We start from the raw sequence: 21,476 nt of genomic DNA on the forward strand, positions 1-21,476 counted from the left end.
TCAGCTCGCCAGCAGGCCCCGTTCCAGGGCGACGACGACGGCGCGGGTGCGGTCGCTGACGTCGAGTTTGGCGAAGACGCGCAGGAGGTGCGTCTTCACCGTGGCCTCGCCGATCACCAGGCGGCGGCCGATCTCGGCGTTGGACAGGCCGTCGGCGACCGCGCGCAGCACCTCGCGTTCGCGGGCGGTGAGGGCGACGGGTTCGGGGCGGCGCATACGGGCCACGAGGCGTTCGGCGACCTTCGGCGCGAGGACCGTCTCGCCCCGTGCCGCCGAGCGGATGGCGCCGGCGAGCTGTTCCCGGGTGGTGTCCTTGAGCAGATAGCCGACGGCGCCGGCCTCCACGGCCCGTTCGATCTCGGCGTCCGTGTCGTACGTGGTGAGGATCAGCACCCGGGTCGCCACGGGCAGGGCGACGATCTCGGTGGTGGCGGCCACCCCGTCGAGCACCGGCATGCGCAGGTCGAGGAGGGCCACGTCGGGGGCGAGCCGCTGGACCAGGCCGACGCCCTCGCGGCCGTCGCTCGCCTCGCCGACGATCTCGATGGTGGGCTCGCCGGTCAGCAGGGCCACGACCCCGGCGCGCATCACGGCGTGGTCGTCGACCACGACGACCCGGATACGGTCGTTCGCGGTGTCGGTCATCTGGTTCCTCCGGGGTCGACGGGGCGGGCGGCGGGGCCGGGGCTCAGTCCCGGGCCGGTGTCGGCAGGGTGGCGAGGACGCGGGTGCCGTCCCCGAGGGAGCTGGTGACGGTGAGTTCCCCGTCGAGTTCGGCGAGGCGCCGGCGCATGCCGTCGAGCCCGAAGCCGCGGGACTCCGCCACGACGAAGCCCTTGCCGTCGTCGGTGATCTCCAGTTCGACGCCGCCGGGAACCTCGCCGAGGACGACGCCGACGGTGGAGGCCCCGGAGTGTTTCCGTACGTTGGCGAGGGATTCCTGGGTGCAGCGCAGCAGGGCGACGCGGGTGTGCTGGTCCAGGTCGATGTCGGGCAGCTCGGCGGTGACGGTGAGCCCGGTGTCCTGGGCGAAGCGGTCCAGGGTGCGGCGCAGGGTGGTGGCGACCGAGCCGGCCGCGACCCCGCTCGCCGGGACCGAGCCGACGAGCACCCGGGCCTCGGTGAGGTTCTCGCGCGCGGTCTGCTCGATGGAGGCGAGCTGCTGGGCGCTGCGCCCGGGATCGGTGGTGAGCGCGGCGCGGGCGGCTTCGGCGAGTACGACGATGGAGGCGAAGCCCTGGGCGAGCGTGTCGTGGATCTCCCGGGCCATCCGCTCGCGTTCCTCGGCGGCGCCCTGGCGCTGGTGGGCGAGAGCCAGTTCCTCCTGGGTGAGGGCGAGTTCGGCGGTCAGCCGCTCCTGCCGCTCGTTGCTCTGGCCGACGAAGCGGTGCATCCACAGGCCGAGGCCGGTCCCGGCGGCGTAGGCGGCGAGGGTGAACACCGTGTTGCCGGTGAGGAACTGGGGGCTCCAGCCCTGGCCGAGCGTGCCGCCGAACACGGTGAGGGCGGCGGCGGTGCCGCTGAGGGCGACCGCCTCGCGGGGGGTGCGGGTGTACAGCCAGAACTGCGGCAGGGAGACGACGTAGAAGGCGGCCCCGCCGTCGAGGAGGTACGAGCTGCCGCCCAGGGCGAGGGCGAGGAGGCCCAGGTAGGCCCGGCGGTTCAGGAGGCGGGCGTGCGGCCGGGCGAGGGTGACGGCGTGGCACACCGCGATCAGCGCGAGCAGGCCGAACATCCAGCCCTTGCGGGCCGGCGACCGGTCGAGCACGCCGCCGGCCGTCGGCAGCAGGCCGAACAGGACCCAGACCGCCGTGTTCCACAGCCGGATCCGGTCCGGGGTGAGCCGGTCGCTCGGCTGCCGCTGCCCCTGGGCCACGCTGACTCACCTCATCCGTATGGGTGTTCGGAATCCTAGCCGCGGTGGGGGTCAGTTCACCGGCTCCAGGGGGCGGGCCGCGGGTCCGGCGGTGGCGCGGGTGCGGCGCACTCCCCGGGAGGGCCACCAGTTGGCCTCGCCGAGCAGGAGCATCAGGGAGGGCAGGACCAGCATCCGGATGACGAAGGCGTCCAGCAGGACGGCGACGGCGAGGCTGAAGCCGATCTGCTTCATCTCGATCAGGTGCAGGGCGGCGAAGCTGGCGAAGACCGTGACCATGACGACGGCGGCGCTGGTGACCACGCCGGCCGAGCCGCCGATGCCGTCGATGACGGCCTCGCGGGTCGGGACCCCGCGCAGCGCGGCCTCCCGGATGCGGCTGATCACGAAGACCTGGTAGTCCATGGACAGGCCGAACAGGATCACGAAGAGGAACAGCGGGACGCGGGAGCCGATCGACCCGGTGGAGGTGAAGTCGACCAGCCCCTCGGCCCAGGTGTGCTGGAAGACCAGGACCAGGATGCCGAGCGAGGCGGCGGCGGACAGCAGGTTGAGGACGATGCCGACCAGGCCGAGGACGACGGAGCGGAACGCCCAGACGGTCATGGCGAAGGTGACCAGGAGGAGGGCGCCGATGATGAGCGGCAGCTTCTGTTCCTGGTGGGCCGGGTAGTCGGCGTAGCGGGCGACGTCTCCGGTCACGGCGGTCTCGGCGCCCGTGATCCGGCCGACGGTCGCGGGGACGTAGCGCTCGCGGATGTCCTTGAGGGAGGTCTGGGCCTCGTCGGTGCTGACGTGGTGCGGGACTTGCAGCTGGAGCATGCTGATCCGCCGGTCGGGCGAGGTGGTCAGGGTGGAGGTGCCGCTCAGGCGCGGATCGTCCTCGACGTCGGCGGCGAGTGCGCGCAGGGCGGCGGTGACCTCGGCGGAGCGGCCGGCGTCGGCGCGGACGACGACCTGGTGCATGGACTTCAGCTCGGGGAAGGCCGCGTTGAGCCGGTCGTAGACCTGCATGGCGGCGATGGAGCGGGAGTGGGTCTCGCGGCCCATGTCGGTGAGTTTCAGGCCGAGGACCGGGGCGGCCAGGGCGAGCAGTGCGAGGACCGTGACCAGGAGGGTGGCGGCGGGGCGCCGGGCCACGGGCCGCAGCACGGCGGCGGTGAGCCGCCCGGGCCCGGTCCGGTGCGTCCGCGGCCGCTTCGGCGCGAGGCCGCGCGCGGCCCGGCGCTCGGCCCGGCGTTCCGCCCGCATGCCCATCTTGGCGAGCAGCGCGGGCAGGACGGTCAGGGAGCTGACGACGGCGACGAGGGTGACGACGATCGCGCCGGTGGCGATGGAGGAGAAGATGACGTCGTCGGCGAGGTACAGGGTGGCGCTGGAGACGGCGACGGCGAGCCCGGAGACGACGACGGCACGCCCGGAGGTGGCGGCGGCGACCTCCACGACGGCCCGCGGGCTCAGCCGGCCCCCGCCACGGGCGCGTTCCTCCCGTTCCCGCTTGAGGTAGAAGAGGGTGTAGTCGACGCCGACGGCGAGGCCGATGAGCAGGATGACGTTGGTGCCGACGCCCGCGTCGGGGAAGACGTGCGAGGCCACCATCGACAGCCCCACGGCCGCCACGATCGAGGTCAGGGCGAGCAGCAGCGGTACGAGGGCCATGGCGATGGAGCCGAAGACGAGCAGCAGGGTGATCAGGGTGGCCGGCAGGGCGATGACCTCGGTGCGCGAGAGGTCGTCGCCGCGCAGCTTCTCGACGCCCTTGCTGATGGAGGGCGAGCCGGTCTCCTCGATCCTCAGCCCCGGGTGGGCCTTCTGCACGGCGGCGGTCTGCGCGAGCAGCGGCTCGACGTGCTTCTTGCCTTCCAGCTCGGGGCCGTTGAGGGTGACGGTGACCCGTACGGCGGTGTGCCGCGCGTCGCGCACCGGTCGCGCCACGGAGCGGACCTCGGGGAGCCTGCGCATCAGGGCGGTGATGTCGGCGGCGGCCGCGTCGGCGTCACCGGTGTCGAGCCGTCCGCCGCCGGGCTTGGCGGAGATCAGCACGTGCTCGACGGGCCGCTGCTGCAACCCGCCCTCGGCGGCGATCGCCTCACCACGTCCCGCCTCGCCGATCCGGAAGTCCTCGGTGGTCGCCGCGTTGGTCCCGACGGACATCCCGACACCGAGACACAGCACGACGAACACCAGCCATCCGGCGATACCCCGCCAGGGGTGCGCCGCACTCCAACCAGCCATACGCACAGGGAAATTCTTCATGCCGACCATGCTCGTGTCGGGGGCCGCACCGCCGACAGCGGCGACCGGTTGAACCTGGGGTCCACCGGGTGGTGGACGGGGCACGGCGGGCTGCGGGGCCCGGCGCCGCGCGCGGGCGCCTGCCCCCGGGTGACCAACCCCTGGGCTCCGGCCGGCCTCCCAGGCAGTGGCCCATTCTCACCGGCGTGGTGCTGCGCCAACTTCTTCGCGATCGTGTCCCTATGCTTTACAAGCCATTCAAGCTGATGAGGACCAACTGATGTACACGATCGAGCAGGCGGAGCGGCTGGCGGCGGAGGCTCTGCGCAAGAAGTTCGGCGAGTGGAGCGATCAGGTCGCACTTTTCGGCAACGGAGAATTCGCAACGGAAAAGGGAGACTTTTTCTATTTCGGCTTCCAGTCCGTGAAGTACATCGAAACCCGGGACGAGAATTACTTCAACTACGGACCCAATTGCATTTCGGTCCACAGCGAGACCGGCGAGTGCCGATTCCTCGACATTCACGAGGTTCTGGCCGTGGATCCCTTCAAGACGGACTGACCGCCGACCGGGAGTGGACCAGGGGCCGGCAAGGCCCGCCCCCGGCTTGGTGACGGACGCCCTTGTGATCGGCAGGTCAGACCGGCAGGTTCCAGGAAGGGCCGTCGGGTCTTCCGAGCCACACGCGTTGGGTGCCGTCCAAGTCCACGGTCAGGCCGAGGTCCGAGTGCGGGGGTGAGCCCGCGTCCTGCCAGGCAGTGAGAGCGTCTTCCACCTGGTCCCAGAGGCGAAGAGGGCCGTGCTGGTGCACGGTCCAGCCGCCTCCGGCCGGTTCGGTCCACGCCTGTGACCCGGTGGCGACGTCCACGAGGATCACGCCCGCGCCGGTGGTCATGAGTTCGGCGGACGGTGCGGCGAGCTGAGCGAGGAACTGCCCGGTCCAGTCTTCCAGGAGTGCGGGGTTCACGCGGGTGGCGCGGGTGTGGCCGGCATGCTGGTGGAAGGTGGGGCGGGGTGGCCGTTCGTGGGGGCGGGCGAGCATGTAGCCGATCTGGTCGGGGTGGAAGCGGCCGGTGGCGGTGCCATCGTCCTGGACGGTGAGGCGGACGAGTCCGGAGGCGAGCATCCATCCGCTGATGGTGGTGGTGATGGTTCCACCGGCGCGTACTTGGTACAGCCAGGCCGGGGGGATGTGGCGGACGGCGCAGGTGGCCACGATGTGGTCGTATTCGGCGTCGTCCTTGTGCCCGGCGAGGCCGTCACCGGTGATCAGGGTGGGGTGATACCCGGCGGCGTGGATGTGGTCGGCCGCCGCGGCGGCCAGGCTCGGGTCGTACTCGATGGAGTACACGTTGTTGTCGCCGAGGCGGCTGCACAGGATGGCGGTGGAATAGCCGGTGCCGGTGCCGATCTCCAGCACCTTGTGACCCTCGCTGATCCCGGCGACGTCGAGCATGCGCACGATCAGGGAGGGCAGCGTGCTGGACGAGGTGGGGCGGCCGGTGACGGGTCCGGTGGCGTCGACGGCGGTGGTGCCGTCGACCTGGGTCACCCAGGTGGTGTCCTGGTAGACAAGCCCCAGCCACTCTCCGGGATCGATCCGGTCGCGGTGCACGGGGGTCCACTGGCGGCCGTCGAACTGGAACAGGCCGCTGCCCAGGAAGAGTTCGCGAGGCACCGTTTCGAGTGCTGTGCGCCATGCCGGATCGTCCACGGGGACGGCGGCGGCGAGTTGGCGGCGCAGGTCGGCGGGATCGGTCATGCGCGGGCTCCGTGTTGTAGGCGGTCGGCGATGGCGCGTGTGATGGGAGCGGTGATGTGGTCGGGGAACCAGGCCCATTGACCGTTGGGGTTGCACTCATACCAGTGCCAGGCGCCCTCACGGTCCAGACCGAAGTCGAAGGCGCCGAAGGTGAGACCGAAGGCATCGAGATAGGCGCGCACGCCTCTGACGATGGCCGGGGGGATGGGCACGGGGGTGTAGGTGAGCCGGTCGTAATGGCGGCGCCAGTCCAGACCAGGTGAGCCGTCGATACGGACGGCGGTGAGGTAGTCGCCTACGGCGGTGAGGCGGATGTCGGCGGACTTGCTGACGCGCTGCTGAAACAGGTGTGCAGTGTGGCGTAGACGGTTGTCGATCTGGTCTGGGGTGACGTCCTCGATCCACACCGTCAACGCGCGACCGGTGTCGTCGGTGTACTCGGTTTCCCTCAGAGGCTTATAGATGACCGGCCCATGTTCGGCGAGGAAGGTGCGGGCTCGGTCTGGGTCGTTGGTGATGAGCGTGGGTGGCACGGTGAAGCCACAGGCGGCAGCCGTGGCCAGTTGCGCCGGCTTGTACTCGGCGTCCCGGTTGCGCCATGGGTGGTTCAGGTAGTGCGCACCGGGGAGAGCGACGAGAATGCCACCGAGCCCGTAGCGGGCTTCCTCGACGGCCCATCGGCCGGTCTGCTCATCCATGGTGAGGTCGGCGGTGTAGGGGGTGGGCCGCCGCCAGTACACCGAGCGGACGTTCCCCAGGTCGACGCTCCGGGACGGGGTGGCGAGATTGCCACCGGTACCCGTGCCGTCGAAGGTGCCCGACAGGGTCACCTCGCGGGGGAAGTCACCGGGGTCCAGGCGGACCACTGGCACGCGACGCTGGTTCAGTTCGGTGATCACTTCGTCCGCAGTCGCGTCGTCCAGGCGCGTGACGACGAGGACGGGCGGCCCACCCACAGCCATCAGTCGGAGTCCCCGTTCTGGTCGCTGCCCTGGTCCGGGGTGCCGTCCAGGCTGGTCTTCGTGCTCGTCTCCTGCGACGTCTCCGACCGCTTGTGCTTGGCCTCCGCCGTCAGCGGAGCGCCGTCGGGGCCGGCCCACGAGGGGACCTGCGTGTGCGGGTCGAGGACGGGCCGGGCGGCGGCGAGGACGGCCGCAGTCGGGTAGGGCCGCATGCGTCCCAGTCCCCAGGGCTTGACCTGATCCAGTGACGTCAAGGGCTGCTGCATAAGTCTCCTCATCTCTTGGGTGATCCGGTAGTGACAGCCGCCGCCCGGGGTTTCCGGACGGCGAGAGGGGCTCAGCCGGGGCATCTGGTGTGAACGAGCGTTGTGCCCCGGCCGGGAGTGTTGGGCCATCGGCTCCCGTGGAGTGGGCGGGCGCCGTTGCTCCCACTCGGGGATGGGGGCCAGCCCGCACTCCGCCGTCAGCCGACGGATAGGTCCGCCCGGGGGCGTGCCGGCGACCGATTACGTTCCGGCCGGTCGCGGGCCGTCGCCCTTGATCGCGATCTCGGCCCAGACGCGCTTGCCATAGGGAAGGAGATCAGTTCCCCAGCGGTCGGAGAGGGCATCGACCAGAAGGAGGCCACGGCCGCCGGTGACATCGGGACCGACGATGCGCAGCTCGGGCATGCGGCGGGACTTGTCGACCACCGCGACGCGGAGCCGGTCGGGGTGCGGCCGCTCGGCGATCACCCGAACGCTGCGAGAGTGACCGTGACGGACTGCGTTGGTGACGATTTCGGAGATGAGGAGCGCGCCGATCTCTGCGGCGTCCTGGTCCATGCCCCACTCCGCGCACGCATCGCGGACTATCCGACGCGCCACTGAAACGGTGGAGGTCTCACTTGCGAGAGCGGCGCTCTGGCGCGGGTATTGCCCTGGTCTCACTCGCTCGTTGGTCATGATCGTCGTCACGCCTTGGTCTGGGCGGCTGAGGGGAGACCCCGCCCGCGTACCTCGAGGGAGAGGGCTGCGGGCGGAGCAGTGCCGAGGTCTGTTCACGGATGCGCTCCCGGCGGGTGAAGCCAGTCAACACGTGGAGAAGAGGATGGGCAGACTCCAGAAGGTGACTCCAACATGGAGTCGGGGCAACCGCGTTGGCCCTAACATCGGTCCCGGTCGCTAACCGGGAGTTGCAGATGGATCGTCTGTCACCGGACCCGCGTGAGGTCGTCGCCGGTCTGCTTGGGGACGAACGCCTCATCACTGCGTGCGCCGCGCGGGACATGGGCGCGGTGTTCCGGATGCTCAATACGCGCGGTGTCAGTACGCGGCGCATCGCCGCCGCCGTCGACATCACGCAGGGGCGGCTGTACGACTACATGAACGGCAAGAGCCGGGTGGAGAAGCTGACCCTGTTCGAGCAGATTGCCGACGCCTTCCACATCCCCGGTCATCTGCTGGGGCTGGCTCGACGCTCGTGGGAGCCCGCGCCGGCGACCGCCGATCACGAGCGGACGGACCGGCCGCCGCCGGACGGTGACGACTTGGTTGCGATGGATCATTTCCGCAGCGCTGACCGGCAGACCGGCGGCGGCAGGTTGTACGGGGCTGTCATACGGCATCTGTCGGACCGGGTGGCGCCCCGGCTGGTCGACATCGGCAGCGGTCCGCAGGTGTTCGCCGCCGCAGCCGCGCTGACCGAGATGGCGGGCTGGATGGCTCACGACTCCGGTCATGATGACCGCGCGGCCCGGCACTTCGCCCGCGCTCTCCGTCTGGCCCGCACCTCTGGTGACCTCCCGTTGGCCGCACACGTCGCAGCGAGCAGCAGCCATCTTGCCCTTGAGACCGGGGATACGGCCGGGGCTGTCGGCTGGGCGCGGACCGGGCTCGAACTTGCCGCGCAGGGGCCTCGGATTCCCGCGCTGACGGCGCGGCTGCACACCATGCAGGCGCGTGCCCTGGCGGTGGCGTCTCAGCGCACCCCGGCCGCCCACGCGCTGGAGGCCGGGCACCGCGACCTGGAGGCATCGCCCGCTGCCGATCACCCGTGGCTGAGCCCGTTCGACGCCGCCGCGCTGGCCAGCGAGTCAGCTCTGACCCTGCGGGACCTGGAGCAGTACGACGAGGCGCTGTCGCACGCCGAACAAGCTGTTGCGCTGCGCGAGGCAGGGCGGGCGCGGTCCCTGGCTCTCAGCCGGATCAGCCTGGTGGACATCCACGTGCGCCGGGGTGACCTGGACGCCGCGGTGAGCGTCGGCCACGACCTGCTCAGTACGAGCCCTACTCTCGGTTCGGTCCGGGTGGTGCAGCAGCTTGACGGGCTACGACGGCTGCTGGAGCCGCACCGGGGGTACAGGCCGGTCCGGGAGTACCTGGCGCGGTTCGATGATGCACGCCGCGCCAGAATGCTCCTGCTGGCTGATCTGATCCCGCCGCCCCCGGGAGGCACCACCGCATGAGGCCCACAGAACCCGATCCCGCCGACACCGACAAGTGGAACGCGTACCTATCGGAGGGCAACGCCAAGCAGGCCCGCAAGCGCGTGGCGGCCGATGTGCTGCTGCGGGACGCGTATGGCCGTGTGCTCCTGGTGAACCCCACCTACAAACCGGGATGGGATCTGCCCGGCGGGATGGCAGAGGCCAACGAGCCGCCGGAGGACACGGCACGCCGTGAACTGATGGAGGAACTCGGCCTACGCGTCACGCTGCTCGGACTGCTGGTGGTGGACTGGGTGGCCCCGCACGGTCCCTGGGATGATCAGCTCGCGTTCATCTTCGACGGCGGCACCCTGGACGAGGACCAGGCCGACCGGCTACGGCCACGAGACGACGAGTTGTCCGAAGCCGCCTTCGTCACGGCCGCCGAAGCCGCCTGTCGCCTCCGGGACCGGACCCGGCGCCGGTTCGAGCACGCGCTGAAGGCACTGGACGCGGGACGGGCGCTGTACCTCCGCGACGGCGCGCCCTTCATATGACGATCGCGTCGCTCAGCTCCGGCGCCCGAGGCTTGGCTACTTTCAACCAGCGTGGACCAAGGGCCGACGAGGCCCGTCCCACACGCGAGAAAGGGCGCCTGACCTGCGTTTTCGCCGGCCAGGAGCCCTGAGCGGCAGACGAGTCGGGCTGTACGCCGGGGACTGTCGGCGCAACGCTATGACCTGCACAAACGTGAAAGGATGGTGCTTCCGTGGCTACTTTGATGGCTACGTAACAAGACGTCCCCGCCCGAATCGGCCCGGACGGGGACGTCGCCGCTCCTGAGATCAGATGGTCCCCTCGATGCGTTCGAAGATGTCCGCGTCCGTCTCCCGCTGCCAGACCGGCAGGTCGGACCAGTCGGCAACATATCCGGGCTTCGGGTCTTCGAAGTGCCTGAACATCTGGGCGGTCCAGCAGATCGCGACGAATCGGCCCTTCTGCTCGCGGGTGAGCCGGGCCGCATGCCCGCCGCTGACCTCGATGAAGTCGCGCACCTGCCCATACACGGCGGTGGCAGCTTCGCGTTCCCACTCGGGCGTCTCGTCCCACGGCGTGACGTAGCCGGGCTTGGGCTCGCCGGGATAGTGCTTGTTCACACCGTCGATCCACGCCTCGCGGAAGATCCGGCCTTCATTCATGCGCGTGCCCCTCTCATCATGCGGTGCGCGAAAGCGCCGCGATTCGGTGATCAAGAGTCGAGACTCGGTCATCAGACACGAGCGGGGCAAGACGCCCCCGAAGCCCGTCCAGCTTCTTGCCGATGAATCCCGAATTCGACCGGTCGGCCAGTCCGAGTGCTTGCTCCGCGTAGTGCACGACCTGGTCGATGTCCCGCCTGTGCGCCCCGAGCACGGCGAGGTCGCTCAGAACAGCAGCGCGGCGACGCAGGGACAGAGGCTGGGCAAGGGCTGCGGTGAGCGCTTCCTCGGCGAGATCAGGGCGGCCCAATTGGAGGTAGCAGGCCCCTCTCTCCTCTGCCAGGCGGGAGCCGTCAAAGCGGAGCCAGCCGCCATTGTGGGAGTGAGCGCCGTCGAGGGCGTGCACTTTCTCGGCTTCGTCCAGAGCCCGGTTGCAGGCGTCGAGATCGCCCACGGCCGCGTACCCCTGCGCCTGGACGGCCGCGACCCAGTGACGGGTGGAGAGAGTGTCGTCGCCCCTCCGGGCGATGCGGAAAGCTGCCGCAAGCAGGGGTTGGGCAGCGTGCGCGCGTCGCGCGTACAGCTCGACGTACACGTGGCGGGTCATGGCACAGGCCCACAGGTCGTGGTCGCCAGCGGCGTAGGCCGCGTTGGCGGCCAGTGTGTAGCACTGCGCGGCGTCGGTGTACCGGTTGGCGTCGAAGAACAGCTCACCGACGAGCTGGTAGACGTCGGCCGTCATGCGACACAATCGGGACCGGTCCACAGCAGTACGGGTCTCGGTCAGCCCCTTCGCCATCACATCGAGCTGCGCGCGAACCGCAGGGAAGACGACCTGCTTGGAGTCCGATAGCGCGTAGACCTGCCACAGGCTGCGGTGTAGGGCCTCCCCTGTCTCCAAGAGCGTCGAGACTGCCCGCCCTCGGCCGGCCTCACCGGGACCGGGAAGAGCGACCAGCGCACCCGTAACGGCGAGCAGACCCAGGACTTCGCGGCGCTTCATGTCGTCATCATCACCATGGAGGAGGGGTGGTGCGGCGGAGAGCCCGGCTGTCTCGGCCGGCTGTTCGTCGGAGAGAAGGGCTTCCAGCTCGGGGAGTGTCACTCCCAACAGCTCTGCGATCTCCGGACGTTGGTGGGGGCGCGGGGTGGCGCGACCACTTTCCCAACGGACCACGGTGGACGCGGCCACCGAGAGCGCTTCCGCGAATTCCTCCTGAGAGTAACCCCGGGCCGCGCGCCGTTCCGCAAAGTGCTTACGCCTCGACGTCATAGGTCTCCCCTCACGAGAACCCTTTCACGCACTCATACCCGTCACGTGCCAACGCCTGGGAAACGCCCGGGTATTGCGCGAGGTTCGCTCTGGGAGAAGGTAACGGATCGTCGTTCACTGGTCACACACCGATCGGATGCCGAAGGACCCTCCGGGCGGCTCTCCATAGAGAGGAGCGACCGCGTGACAATCGCCGGACTGCCCCACAGGAACCCTGGCGCCAGTGGCCGTACGTACACGCCGCCGGAACCCCGGCCGGGTGCGCCGAGCCGGGCTCTGCGGGTACGGGCGGCCGACGGTTGGGAGAAGTTCATGCGCCGCATCGAGGCCCGGCAGGAGCCGGAGGAGTGAACCCGGTCGGTTCCGACGGCTACGAGCACCACCCGCTCCTGGACACGCACGTCCGTGACATCGCTTCGCGTGGGGAGGGTGTGCTCGTCGCCGTCACACACGAGCTCCACAGCCACGGCACGATCCGCATCGCGCACATCCGGCCCCCGTCCGGAGTCGAATGGACGACCGCGGCCGACAACATCCAGGCCGCTTGCCCCTGAGCCGCAGCCCGCAGATCGCCGTCCGCGCCCCCTGGCGCAGACGGATTCCCGCACCACACCCTTCAACCCAAGGAGTCTCATGACCACCTCTGTCGCACTCTCCTCCCCCACGCGCGGGCCGACTCGCGCCCTACCCGACGGTCATCCGCCGACCCCACGCCACGGTCGCCATCGACCCCACGACGCAACTCGGGGTGTTCTGCGACCGCGTCGGGCAGGTGGTCGAGATGGGCAAGCACGGCACCAGCTCCGGCACCGAGACCTCCACGACGACGAACTCGGACTCCCGGAACGACCAGGGTCACGATCAGGACAGCACGCAGGACTGATGACCATGACCGAGGAGAGGCCGGTTCTGGTGGCCACCGAGGCGGACGACATCACCGCCGACATGGTGATCACCGAACTCAACCGGCGCGATGTGCCGGTGGTCCGGTTCAACCCCGCCGACATCGGCGAAAACCTCACGGTCTCCGCTCGGTTCGGCGCCTGCCCGGCCCCGGTGGTCGGGCAGGTGCGCACCCCGTCGAGAACCGCTGACGTGACCCAGGTCCGGTCGGTGTACTGGCGCCGCCCCGAATGGCCCACGTTTCCCCACCTGTCCGCTGATGACTCCCGGTTCGCGGCGGCGCAGGTCCGCTACGGACTCGGTGGCACCCTCTACGCCCTGGGCGGCCCGCGCTGGGTCAACCACCCCCTGCGCGTTGCCGCAGCCGACTACAAACCCGCGCAGCTCGTTCTCGCCCAGCAACTCGGCTTCACCATCCCTCCCACCCTTGTCACCAACGACCCGGACGAGGCCCGCGAGTTCGTCCAGGCTCAGAGGCAGGCGATCTATAAGACGCTGCGATGGACCCCCTACACGCGTGATGGCGTGCCGGTGACGGGATGGGCTGCCCCCGTCGCCCCCGAGGAGATCGACGACAGCGTTCGGGTCGCGCCCCACCTGTTCCAGGCCCGCGTGGACAAGGTCGCCGACGTTCGCGTACTGCTCGTAGGCCGGCACACGTTCGCCGTACGCATCGACTCCGACCTCCTGGACTGGCGCAAGGACTACAGCGCCCTGACCTACACCGTGGAGCACCTTCCCGACCGGGTGGCCAAAGGACTGCATGCCTACCTGGACCGGCTCGATCTGGTATCGGGAAGCTTCGATCTCGCGGTCGACCGGGCCGGGGACTACTGGTGGCTGGAACTGAATCCCAACGGACAGTGGGGGTGGCTGGAGACCGAGACCGGCCTCCCGATGTCCGCTGTCTTCGCCGACCTACTCGCACAAGGAGATCGCCGATGACCGACCCGGCATCAGAGCGACGCCGCATGGCCACCGTTCTCGTGAATCAAGGGGTCCTGAAATCCCCCTGGCTGCGCGAGGCCGTCGAGTCCGTCCCCCGCGAGCGTTCCTCCGCTCGGGAGTCTTTCTGGACGAGGGGCGGTCCTGGCGGCCCGTCACCGCCACCGGCACGCATCCGGACGAGTGGCTGAAGATCGCGTACAGCGTCGACACCCTCACCACCCAGCTCGACGGCCACCTCACCGCCGACCAGGCCGACGAACCCGTCGTGGGCGTGCCCACGTCCTCCTCGACCGACCCGGCCACCGTCGTCGGCATGATCGAGGCCCTGGACCTCGCGACGGGCCACCGAGTCCTGGAGATCGGCACAGGCACCGGCTACTCCACCGCCCTGATGTGCCACTACCTCGGCGAGGACAACGTCGCCACGGTCGAGGTCGACGCGCAGGTGGCCGCACGCGCCGATGCCGCTCTCGAAGCCGCCGGCTTCTCGACATGGACGGCGACGGGCGACGGGCTCCTCGGCCACCCGTACCGAGCACCGTACGACCGGGTCATCGCCACCTGCGTGGTCCGCCGCATCCCGTACGCGTGGATCAGGCAGACGAGACCTGAAGGCATCGTCCTCGGCACGGTCGGCTCGTGGCCATGGGGAACCGGCCTCGCGAAACTGACCGTCGGTGATGACGGCACCGCCGAGGGCTCGATCGTCAGGCGCGCCTCCTTCATGCAAGCGCGGGCCCAGGCAGTGGCCCCCGTGGCCGGCGATCTCTCCGCCCGGACCGCTTACGCGGACAGTGAGCGGCGCAGTCAGATGTCTCCTCTTGTCCTGGAGGAGTGGATGCCCGCCTTCCTTGCGCAGTTGGCGGCGCCCGGCGTTCAGTTCGTCCGCGCGACGGGCCGTGACGGCTCGCCCTTGCGGTACCTGTTCGATCCGGAGAAGGAGTCGTTCGCCGAGTTCCTTGTCGACGGTGAGAACTGGATCGTCCGCCAAGGCGGTCCGGTGGCCCTGTGGGATGTTGTGGAACGTTGCCTCGTCGCCTGGCAGGACGCCGGGGCGCCGGAGATCGACTCCGTACGGCTCCACGTAACGCCCACGTCCCACCGGTACTGGATTGACCAGGCGCCCTCCCTGCGCTGGGAGCACCGGATCGCCTGACCCACTACTCTCCGGACATGGACGACGAACCGCTCTCCCAGTGGGCCGAGCGTCGCGACGCCAGGATCGGGCAGCTCCGCGCCGTACCTCTGGTGACCGGCGACGGCCCGAGGGCATCGCATCTGAACCCCGATGTGCCCCGGGCGATCCAGCGGTGGAACGGCCATCTGTGGGAACCGCACGGCTTCGCGGCGAACCTCGCGGAAGCAAGGCGCATGCTGTTTCCCCAGGCCGGGACTGCCCCCACCCCTGAGGCGACACCGAAGCTCGGCCCCGGGACCGGCAGACATCGGAAGCCTCCGACTTCCTCATGACTCTCTGGCGTCCCATGCCATGCCTCTGGAACCGGCCCCCAGCCGGTAGACCACCTGCGGCACACTGGCGCCCGTGAGCGACGACATATCCGATGACCCGTGGGCCCAGCGGGTGTACCAGCGGGACTGACGAAGGCCTGGAGTGGCGGACGAAGCGAGGCCCGTTTCTACGAAAGATCCTTGGGGTGGAGAACTCGTCCCCGCTGAAGGCCCGCGAAGTCCGTAGCGGAAGCGAGCACTTCGACGAGCGCCTTGACGCGTGAATCGTCAGCATGCCGCGCCCCACCGCCGAGGAGTGGCAGGCAGGCACCAAGCCGATGTTCCCGGCTGCTTCCCAACGGGGGTGAGGCGACGCCCACGATCTCACGACAAAAGGCTTCTGACCTGCGATATCGCAGGTCAGAAGCCTGAGCGGCAGACGAGTCGGGCTGTACGCCGGGTTCTGTTCCCCGGTTGCCTCGCGGCGGCCGGGGCGACGGCCATCCATCTAGGGCCGGCGTTGCCGTCGGCCTCGTGCGGTCTACCCGCGGACTCGGGCGGGCAGCCCTCGGTCGTCCGCGCAGGAGCACCAGGGGCGCTCCCTCTTGACCTTGCTCCGGGTGGGGTTTACCTAGCTGCCCAGGTCACCCTGGGCACTGGTGGTCTCTTACACCACCGTTTCACCCTTACCAGGGACCGGAGTCCCTGGCGGTTTGCTTTCTGTGGCACTGTCCCGCGGGTCACCCCGGGTGGCCGTTAGCCACCACCCTGCCCTGTGGAGCCCGGACGTTCCTCGGGAAGCCCCCTAGAGGGTTTCACGCGGCCGTCCGCCCGGCTCGTCTGCCGTGAGGACCATGGTACCGGGCGGCCGCCCCGGCACGGACCGCGCCCGCTCCCCTACGTGCCCAGCGCCCCGAGCCCCCGCTTCCACGCCGCCTCCAGGTCCGCGTCGGCCGGGAAGCGGCCGTGGATCTCCAGGGTGACCATGCCGTGGGCGAAGGCCCAGAAGGCGCGGGCCAGGTCCAGGTCGCCGGCGCAGGCGCGCAGCAGGGGCAGGGCGGCCCGGTCCTCCAGGCCGGCGGGCAGTTCGGCGCGGGGCAGGGGCCGCTCGGTGCCCAGGCTGTACAGGTGGGGGTGGGCGAGGGCGTAGCTCCGGTACGCCCCGGCCAGCGCCTCCAGTGAGCCGGGGGCGCTCGCCTCGGCGGCCTCCAGTGCCTCCGCCGTCTCCGTCAGCAGCTGCGCCACGAGTTCGACCTCTACGGCGTGCTTGTCGGGGAAGTGCTTGTAGAGGGACGGGGCCTTGATGCCGAGGCGGTCGGCGAGGGTGCGCATGGTGAGCTGCGCGGGGCCGGACTCCTCCAGGAGCTCCCGGGCCGCCGTCACGATCTCCCGTGCCCGGGGGGTGAGCCGGTCAGCCACGCTGGAAACCCTCCTTGGTGCGCAGTCCGTAGCCGAAGACGCGATCGTACGAGATGTGGGCGAGCCAGCCGCACAGCGCGGCGAAGGCGGGCGGCCAGTGCAGCGGGAGCGCCGTGTAGGCGGCGGCGAGGGTGAGCGGGACCAGGGCGCGGTGCATGGCGTTGTAGTACGGCACCGCGCGGGGCGGCAGCTGCCCCTTCGCCATGCGGGGTGCCTCGTCGAGCGCGACCAGGAAGGTCAGGTCGGGCAGCACGAGGAAGGCCAGCGCGAGCACCGTGGCCGGCCAGCCGTGCCGCACGCATTCCACCACCGCGAAGGCCGACCAGAACAGGGCGAACGCCAGCCACGCCCCGCGTCGTAGGGCCGGGGTCCCGCCGAGGCGCCGGGTGACGGTCGTCGTCGTGTCGGCTGTCGTGGTCATGGGTGCCTCCCGAGTCGTCGTCACGGCGCGCCGGGACAATGGCTAACGTCGTTAGCCACGACCCTAGGGCTAACGGTGTTAGCCGTCAACAGCCGTGCGCTCCAGCGCGTCGAACGCCGACTCCAGCCGGCCCCTGTGTTCCCGGGCCACCTCCGCCACCGGGTCTCCGGCGAGCAGCCGGCGCACAGAGGCGAGGAACACCGTCCGGTACGCGGCCATGGCCAGCGCGGCCGACAGCTCGGGGTCCGCCACGCCCGCCTCGCCGAACGCGTCGGTCAGCGCCGCCTCGACTTCCTCCACGCCCTCCCGGGCCCGGGCGCGCAGCGCGGGCGAATCGGCGACGATCCGCCAGAAGTCGGCGAAGGTCTCCCCGACCCCGCCCAGCGGATGCCGCTCTTCGAGGAGCCGGAGCGCGAGGCGGCGCAGGGCGGCGAACGGGGACTCGCCGGGGGCGCGCTCGCGTACGGCCGACGCGAAGAGGCCGGCCGCCTCCGGGATGCGGTCCAGGAAGAGGTCTTCCTTGCGCGGGAAGTAGTTGAAGACCGTCATCGGGGAGACGCCCGCCGCGCGGGCGATCTCGGCGACCGTCACCGCGTCGAAGCCGCGCTTGCCGATCAGGTCCGTCGCGATGTCCGAGATCCGCTGCCGGGTCTCGCGCTTCTTCCGCTCCCGCAGGGGGAGTTCCCGGTCGTGCCTGGAATCCATGGGGAGACCCTATCCCATGAACCTATAGTCACTCAAAAGTTTTAGTGACTATAGTCAACGTCCATGACGACGACCGAGTACGACTACGACGTGGTGGTGGCCGGTGCCGGCCCCGTGGGGCTCTTCCTCGCCTGTGAGCTGCGGCTGGGCGGGGCGAGGGCGCTGGTCGTGGAGCGGCGCACCGAGGTGGACGAAACGGTCAGGGCGGGCTCCGTCAACATCGCGACCGCGATCGCCCTGTACCGGCGGGGCCTGCTGCCCGAGCTGGCGGCGGCCGGGGAGGCGTCCCGGGCCCGACTGCGCGCCTTCCCCGGGACCGGCCGGCCCCGGCCCAAGTTCCTCGGGCACTTCGCGGGGATCATGCTGGACCCGGACCTGTTCGACGGCTCCGATCCCGCCTGGGCGGACGCGGGCCCCGCCGCCGGTGTCGGTCTCGCCGTGCCCCAGGCCGAGCTGGAGCGGCTCCTCGGCCGGTGGGCCGCGCGGCTGGGCGTCGAGATACGCCGGGGCGTCGAACTGACCGGCTTCGACGCCGACGCCGACGGGGTGACCGTGCACATCGACGCCGCCACCGGCGGAGTGAACGCGCACACCGGCGCGGGGAGTCTCCGGGCCGGCCGGCTGGTCGGGTGCGACGGCGGGCGCAGCACGGTCCGCAAGTCGGCCGGGTTCGACTTCCCGGGCACGGCACCGGAGATCACCGGCTACCAGGCGGTCGTACGGCTGTCCGGGGCCGAGCGGCTGGGCACGGGCTGGCGGACCACCGACGCGGGGACGTACGTCCACGGGCCGTTCCCGGGTCGCGTGCTCACCGTGGAGTTCGACGGTCCGCCGGCCGACCGGTCCGCGCCGGTCACCGCCGGAGAACTGGAGGCGAGCCTGCGCCGGGTCTCGGGCGTGCCCGAGGTGCGCGTCTCGGAGGTGATCACGGCGACCCGGTTCACGGACAACGCCCGCCAGGTGACCGACTACCGCAAGGGCCGGGTGCTGCTCGCGGGCGACGCGGCGCACGTGCACGCGCCGTTCGGCGGGCAGGGCCTCAACCTCGGCATCGGGGACGCGCTGAACCTGGGCTGGAAACTGGCCGCCGTCGCACGCGGCCGGGCCCCCGAGTCGCTGCTGGACACCTACACCGCCGAACGGCACCCGGTCGGCGCCCGGGTGCTGGACTGGACCCGGGCCCAGATCGCGCTGATGCGCCCCGACCGGCACGCCCGCGCCCTGCGCCGGGTGGTCACCGACCTGGCGCTGACCACCGCCGGCACGACCTACCTGGCCACGCGGATCTCCGGCGTCCGGCAGCGCTACGACCTGCCCGGCGGCCACCCGCTGACCGGCGTCTGCGCGCCCGACCTGCGGCTTGCCGACGGCACCCGGCTCGGCGAGCGGCTGCACACCGGCCGCGCCCTGCTCCTGGACCCGGCCGACGACGCCGCGCTGCGGGCGCGGGCCGGGGGCTACGGCGACCGGCTGGACGTGGTCACGGCAGCCTGCCCGGACCGGCCCGGCCTGCGGGGGCTGTTCGTGCGGCCGGACGGGTTCGTGGCGTGGGCCTCCGACCGGGCGGGCGGCGAGGGGCTGCCCGAGGCGCTGGAACGCTGGCTCGGCTCGCCCTTGGCCGCCGCATGACCGACGTCGACACCGCCGCCGCCCGGGCCGCCGCTTGACCCCGCCGCGGCGTCAACGTCTGTACTGGTCCCATGCGGATCGGAGAACTCGCCGCCGCCGTCGGCGTCACGACGCGCACCGTGCGGCACTACCACCACCTGGGCCTGCTGCCCGAGCCGGCGCGGCGTGCCAACGGCTACCGGCACTACGCGCTGCGGCACGCCGTCGCCCTCGCCCGGATCCGGCGGCTGACCGAACTGGGGCTCGGACTGACCGAGGTGCGGGACGTGCTCGCCGACGACGCGGGCAAGGACCTGGCCGAGGTGCTGACCGAGCTGGACGAGGACCTGGCCCGGCAGGAGGCGGCGATCCGGGAGCGCCGGCGGCGGCTGCGGGCGCTGCTCGACGCCGGGGAGCCTTCCGCCGAGGGACCCGTCTCGCCCGAACTGGCCGCCGTACTGGAGGCGTTGCCCGCCGACGGCTCCCCCATGGCCGCCAAGGACCGGGAGATCCTGGCCCTGGTCGACACGGGGGCTTCGCCGGAGGACCGGCAGCTGCTGTCGGCCTCCTTGCGCTGCTTCCTGGACGACCCGGACACGGCGGCCCGTACCCGCGAGGCGTACGCGCTGCTCGACGCGCTGGCCGACGCGGATCCCGCAGATCCGCGCGTGGAGCGGACGGCGCGCGCGCTCGCCGCGTGCGTACCGGACGGGCTGTCGACGGACGGCCGACCCGACCTGGACAACGCGGTGTTGGGCGCCTTGTACGCCGACCTCGCGCCCGCCCAGGCGGAGGCGGTGCGCCGTATGCTGGAGATCGTTCTGGGGGTGGGGCGATGACGATGGTCTACCGGATGGCCCGGCACGAGATGCGGCTCTTCGTCAGTCTGGCGCTGTGGCTGGCCCGGCGTACCCAGGGCACCGCCGGCGGGCGGGCGTTCGGGTACGCGCGCGGGCAGGGCGCGACGCTGCTGGGGCTGGCCTTCGTCTGCGTCGTCGAGACGGTCGGCGTGTCCTTCATGCTGCGGGACATGCCGCTCGCGCACGACGTACTGCTGGTGGTGGACGTCTACAGCGTGCTGTTCGTGATCGGCCTGCACGCGGCCGGCGTGGTCCGCCCGCACGTGCTGACCGGCGACGCGCTGCGGGTGCGCCACGGCGCCCATGCCGACCTGCGGATCCCGCTGGCCTCGATCTCCGCCGTACGCCGGGAGACCCGGACCACGCACCAGCCGGAACCCGACGCCCTGGACCTGATCGTCGGCTCGCAGACCACGGTGACCCTCGAGCTCGCCGAGCCCGTCACCCACACGTCCCTGCTGGGCCGGCGCAGGCCGGTGCGCGTGGTCCGGCTGTACGCCGACGATCCCGGCGCCCTGGTCCAGGCCCTCTCCGCGCGCTGAGCCCCGCGGTCGAGGCGGGGCACGGGACCGCCGTACCCTGGCGCGGAGGTCTACGTAAGGAGTACGTGTTGCTGGTCCTGCTGCCGCCCTCCGAAGGCAAGGCGAACTCGGGCGACGGCGCCCCGCTGGAGCTGGGCTCGCTGTCCCTGCCGGGGCTGACGGCCGCGCGGGAGGCCGTGCTCGGCGAGCTGGTCGAGCTGTGCTCCGGCGACCCGGAGAAGGCCCGTGAGGTGCTGGGGCTCAGCGAGGGGCTGCGCGGCGAGGTCGCGAAGAACGCCGGGCTGCGCACGGCCGGCGCCCGCCCCGCCGGGGAGATCTACACCGGTGTCCTCTACGACGCCCTCGGCCTGGCCACGCTGGACGCGGACGCCCGGCGGCGCGCCGCCGACTCGCTGCTGGTGTTCTCCGGGCTGTGGGGCGCGGTGCGGGTGACGGACCGGATCCCCTCCTACCGCTGCTCGATGGGCGTGAAGCTGCCGGGCCTCGGCGCGCTGAGCGGGCACTGGCGGGCACCGATGGCCGAGGTGCTGCCGGCGGCGGCCGGTCAGGGCCTGGTGCTGGACCTGCGCTCGTCGGCCTACGCGACCGCCTGGAAGCCGAAGGGCGAGGTGGCCGGGCGCACGGCGACGGTACGGGTGCTGCACGCGCCCACCCGGAAGGTCGTCAGCCACTTCAACAAGGCGACGAAGGGGCGGATCGTGCGCGGCCTGCTGACGTCCGGGGCCGCCCCGGAGAACCCCGCCGAGCTGGTGGAGGTGCTGCGGGAGCTGGGCTACACCGTGGAGGCTCAGGCGCCCGGCAAGGCGGGCAAGGCGTGGGCGCTGGACGTGCTGGTGGACGAGATCCACTGATCACCCCTCATGCGTTGCAGCATGCGCAACACTCATTGCGGGTGATGCAGTAGCT

24 protein-coding genes, 1 other RNA gene and 1 pseudogene are annotated in these 21,476 nt (G+C 71.0%); 13 read left to right on the forward strand and 13 right to left on the reverse strand.

Annotation, left to right across the window (positions count from 1 at the left end; all coding sequences use genetic code 11):
• From IH25_RS0123870 to IH25_RS0123880, 3 genes are read right to left on the reverse strand one after another with little or no spacing between them, the layout of a single operon-like run.
• Positions 1-645 (reverse strand): response regulator, encoded by a 645-nt coding sequence (locus IH25_RS0123870; RefSeq protein ID WP_030614138.1) that lies wholly within the window; start codon positions 643-645, stop codon positions 1-3.
• Between the two features lie 43 nt (positions 646-688).
• Positions 689-1,876 carry a sensor histidine kinase gene (locus tag IH25_RS0123875; RefSeq protein ID WP_030614140.1) on the reverse strand — a complete coding sequence of 396 codons (1,188 nt, stop codon included), beginning with the start codon at positions 1,874-1,876 and terminating at the stop codon, positions 689-691.
• 51 nt (positions 1,877-1,927) lie between these two features.
• A complete protein-coding gene (locus tag IH25_RS0123880; protein WP_030614142.1) occupies positions 1,928-4,132 on the reverse strand; it encodes an MMPL family transporter in 2,205 nt (734 codons plus the stop codon).
• Positions 4,133-4,391: 259 nt separating this feature from the next.
• Here IH25_RS0123880 and IH25_RS0123885 point away from each other — a divergent pair, with 259 nt between their 5' ends.
• A complete protein-coding gene (locus tag IH25_RS0123885) occupies positions 4,392-4,673 on the forward strand; it encodes a hypothetical protein (protein WP_030614144.1) in 282 nt (93 codons plus the stop codon).
• 76 nt (positions 4,674-4,749) lie between these two features.
• Here the strand turns inward: IH25_RS0123885 and tgmC (IH25_RS0123890) are convergent, their stop codons facing one another.
• The 4 genes from tgmC (IH25_RS0123890) to IH25_RS0123905 form a co-directional block, all read right to left on the reverse strand.
• The gene (tgmC, locus tag IH25_RS0123890; RefSeq protein WP_030614146.1) at positions 4,750-5,874 is read right to left on the reverse strand and encodes an ATP-grasp peptide maturase system methyltransferase; all 1,125 of its coding nucleotides are present in this window, start codon (positions 5,872-5,874) and stop codon (positions 4,750-4,752) included.
• Positions 5,871-6,836, reverse strand: coding sequence for an ATP-grasp ribosomal peptide maturase (gene tgmB, locus IH25_RS0123895; RefSeq protein ID WP_030614149.1), 966 nt, complete (start codon positions 6,834-6,836; stop codon positions 5,871-5,873). The genes tgmC (IH25_RS0123890) and tgmB (IH25_RS0123895) overlap by 4 nt, the downstream gene beginning before the upstream one ends.
• On the reverse strand, positions 6,836-7,102 hold the full coding sequence (gene tgmA / locus IH25_RS0123900; protein ID WP_030614152.1) for a putative ATP-grasp-modified RiPP: 267 nt from the start codon (positions 7,100-7,102) through the stop codon (positions 6,836-6,838). Before tgmA ends, tgmB (IH25_RS0123895) begins: the two co-directional genes overlap by 1 nt.
• A 240-nt stretch (positions 7,103-7,342) precedes the next feature.
• Positions 7,343-7,780, reverse strand: coding sequence for an ATP-binding protein (locus IH25_RS0123905; RefSeq protein WP_063755159.1), 438 nt, complete (start codon positions 7,778-7,780; stop codon positions 7,343-7,345).
• 236 nt (positions 7,781-8,016) lie between these two features.
• Here IH25_RS0123905 and IH25_RS0123910 point away from each other — a divergent pair, with 236 nt between their 5' ends.
• Entirely contained in the window at positions 8,017-9,282 is a 1,266-nt protein-coding gene (locus IH25_RS0123910) for a helix-turn-helix transcriptional regulator (protein ID WP_030614158.1), read from the forward strand.
• Positions 9,279-9,800, forward strand: a complete 522-nt coding sequence (locus tag IH25_RS0123915) for an NUDIX domain-containing protein (RefSeq protein ID WP_030614160.1) — start codon at positions 9,279-9,281, stop codon at positions 9,798-9,800. Before IH25_RS0123910 ends, IH25_RS0123915 begins: the two co-directional genes overlap by 4 nt.
• Before the next feature lie 288 nt (positions 9,801-10,088).
• Here IH25_RS0123915 and IH25_RS0123920 read toward each other — a convergent pair whose 3' ends face one another.
• Together IH25_RS0123920 and IH25_RS0123925 are read right to left on the reverse strand one after the other, a co-directional pair.
• Positions 10,089-10,442 carry a hypothetical protein gene (locus tag IH25_RS0123920; protein WP_030614163.1) on the reverse strand — a complete coding sequence of 118 codons (354 nt, stop codon included), beginning with the start codon at positions 10,440-10,442 and terminating at the stop codon, positions 10,089-10,091.
• A 16-nt stretch (positions 10,443-10,458) separates the two neighbouring features.
• A complete protein-coding gene (locus tag IH25_RS0123925) occupies positions 10,459-11,715 on the reverse strand; it encodes a helix-turn-helix domain-containing protein (RefSeq protein ID WP_030614165.1) in 1,257 nt (418 codons plus the stop codon).
• A 183-nt stretch (positions 11,716-11,898) separates the two neighbouring features.
• Between IH25_RS0123925 and IH25_RS41285 the strand changes: the two genes are divergently transcribed.
• The 6 genes and pseudogenes from IH25_RS41285 (at position 11,899) to IH25_RS39715 (ending at position 15,036) form a co-directional block, all read left to right on the forward strand.
• Positions 11,899-12,066, forward strand: a complete 168-nt coding sequence (locus IH25_RS41285; protein ID WP_157847002.1) for a hypothetical protein — start codon at positions 11,899-11,901, stop codon at positions 12,064-12,066.
• Positions 12,063-12,269, forward strand: a complete 207-nt coding sequence (locus IH25_RS0123930) for a hypothetical protein (protein ID WP_030614167.1) — start codon at positions 12,063-12,065, stop codon at positions 12,267-12,269. The genes IH25_RS41285 and IH25_RS0123930 overlap by 4 nt, the downstream gene beginning before the upstream one ends.
• A 170-nt stretch (positions 12,270-12,439) precedes the next feature.
• Complete coding sequence (locus IH25_RS0123935) at positions 12,440-12,598, forward strand: putative ATP-grasp-modified RiPP (protein WP_245172872.1); 159 nt, start codon at positions 12,440-12,442, stop codon at positions 12,596-12,598.
• Positions 12,599-12,603: 5 nt separating this feature from the next.
• A complete protein-coding gene (gene tgmB, locus IH25_RS0123940; RefSeq protein WP_030614172.1) occupies positions 12,604-13,563 on the forward strand; it encodes an ATP-grasp ribosomal peptide maturase in 960 nt (319 codons plus the stop codon).
• A pseudogene (gene tgmC / locus IH25_RS37770) lies at positions 13,560-14,722 on the forward strand (ATP-grasp peptide maturase system methyltransferase). The gene tgmB (IH25_RS0123940) and the pseudogene tgmC (IH25_RS37770) overlap by 4 nt, the downstream one beginning before the upstream one ends.
• Before the next feature lie 17 nt (positions 14,723-14,739).
• The gene (locus IH25_RS39715) at positions 14,740-15,036 is read left to right on the forward strand and encodes a DUF6087 family protein (protein ID WP_078844382.1); all 297 of its coding nucleotides are present in this window, start codon (positions 14,740-14,742) and stop codon (positions 15,034-15,036) included.
• Positions 15,037-15,451: 415 nt separating this feature from the next.
• On the opposite strand, the gene rnpB is transcribed toward IH25_RS39715, so the two are convergent.
• The 4 genes from rnpB to IH25_RS0123960 form a co-directional block, all read right to left on the reverse strand.
• An RNA gene (gene rnpB, locus IH25_RS38625) (RNase P RNA component class A) lies at positions 15,452-15,854 on the reverse strand.
• 58 nt (positions 15,855-15,912) lie between these two features.
• Entirely contained in the window at positions 15,913-16,434 is a 522-nt protein-coding gene (locus IH25_RS0123950; protein ID WP_030614173.1) for a TetR/AcrR family transcriptional regulator, read from the reverse strand.
• On the reverse strand, positions 16,427-16,855 hold the full coding sequence (locus tag IH25_RS0123955; RefSeq protein ID WP_030614175.1) for a DUF4260 family protein: 429 nt from the start codon (positions 16,853-16,855) through the stop codon (positions 16,427-16,429). Before IH25_RS0123955 ends, IH25_RS0123950 begins: the two co-directional genes overlap by 8 nt.
• A gap of 78 nt (positions 16,856-16,933) precedes the next feature.
• A complete protein-coding gene (locus IH25_RS0123960; protein ID WP_030614178.1) occupies positions 16,934-17,560 on the reverse strand; it encodes a TetR/AcrR family transcriptional regulator in 627 nt (208 codons plus the stop codon).
• Between the two features lie 63 nt (positions 17,561-17,623).
• Between IH25_RS0123960 and IH25_RS0123965 the strand changes: the two genes are divergently transcribed.
• From IH25_RS0123965 to yaaA, 4 genes are all read left to right on the forward strand, one after another.
• Positions 17,624-19,189 (forward strand): FAD-dependent monooxygenase, encoded by a 1,566-nt coding sequence (locus tag IH25_RS0123965; RefSeq protein WP_030614181.1) that lies wholly within the window; start codon positions 17,624-17,626, stop codon positions 19,187-19,189.
• A 71-nt stretch (positions 19,190-19,260) separates the two neighbouring features.
• The gene (locus IH25_RS0123970) at positions 19,261-20,007 is read left to right on the forward strand and encodes a MerR family transcriptional regulator (RefSeq protein WP_030614184.1); all 747 of its coding nucleotides are present in this window, start codon (positions 19,261-19,263) and stop codon (positions 20,005-20,007) included.
• Positions 20,004-20,570: a hypothetical protein gene (locus IH25_RS0123975; RefSeq protein WP_030614187.1), complete on the forward strand. Its 567-nt coding sequence runs from the start codon at positions 20,004-20,006 to the stop codon at positions 20,568-20,570. The genes IH25_RS0123970 and IH25_RS0123975 overlap by 4 nt, the downstream gene beginning before the upstream one ends.
• Positions 20,571-20,638: 68 nt before the next feature.
• Complete coding sequence (gene yaaA, locus IH25_RS0123980) at positions 20,639-21,421, forward strand: peroxide stress protein YaaA (protein ID WP_030614190.1); 783 nt, start codon at positions 20,639-20,641, stop codon at positions 21,419-21,421.
• The last annotated feature ends 55 nt before the right edge of the window (positions 21,422-21,476 follow it).

Source organism: Streptomyces achromogenes subsp. achromogenes (assembly GCF_000720835.1).
GTDB lineage: Bacteria > Actinomycetota > Actinomycetes > Streptomycetales > Streptomycetaceae > Streptomyces > Streptomyces achromogenes.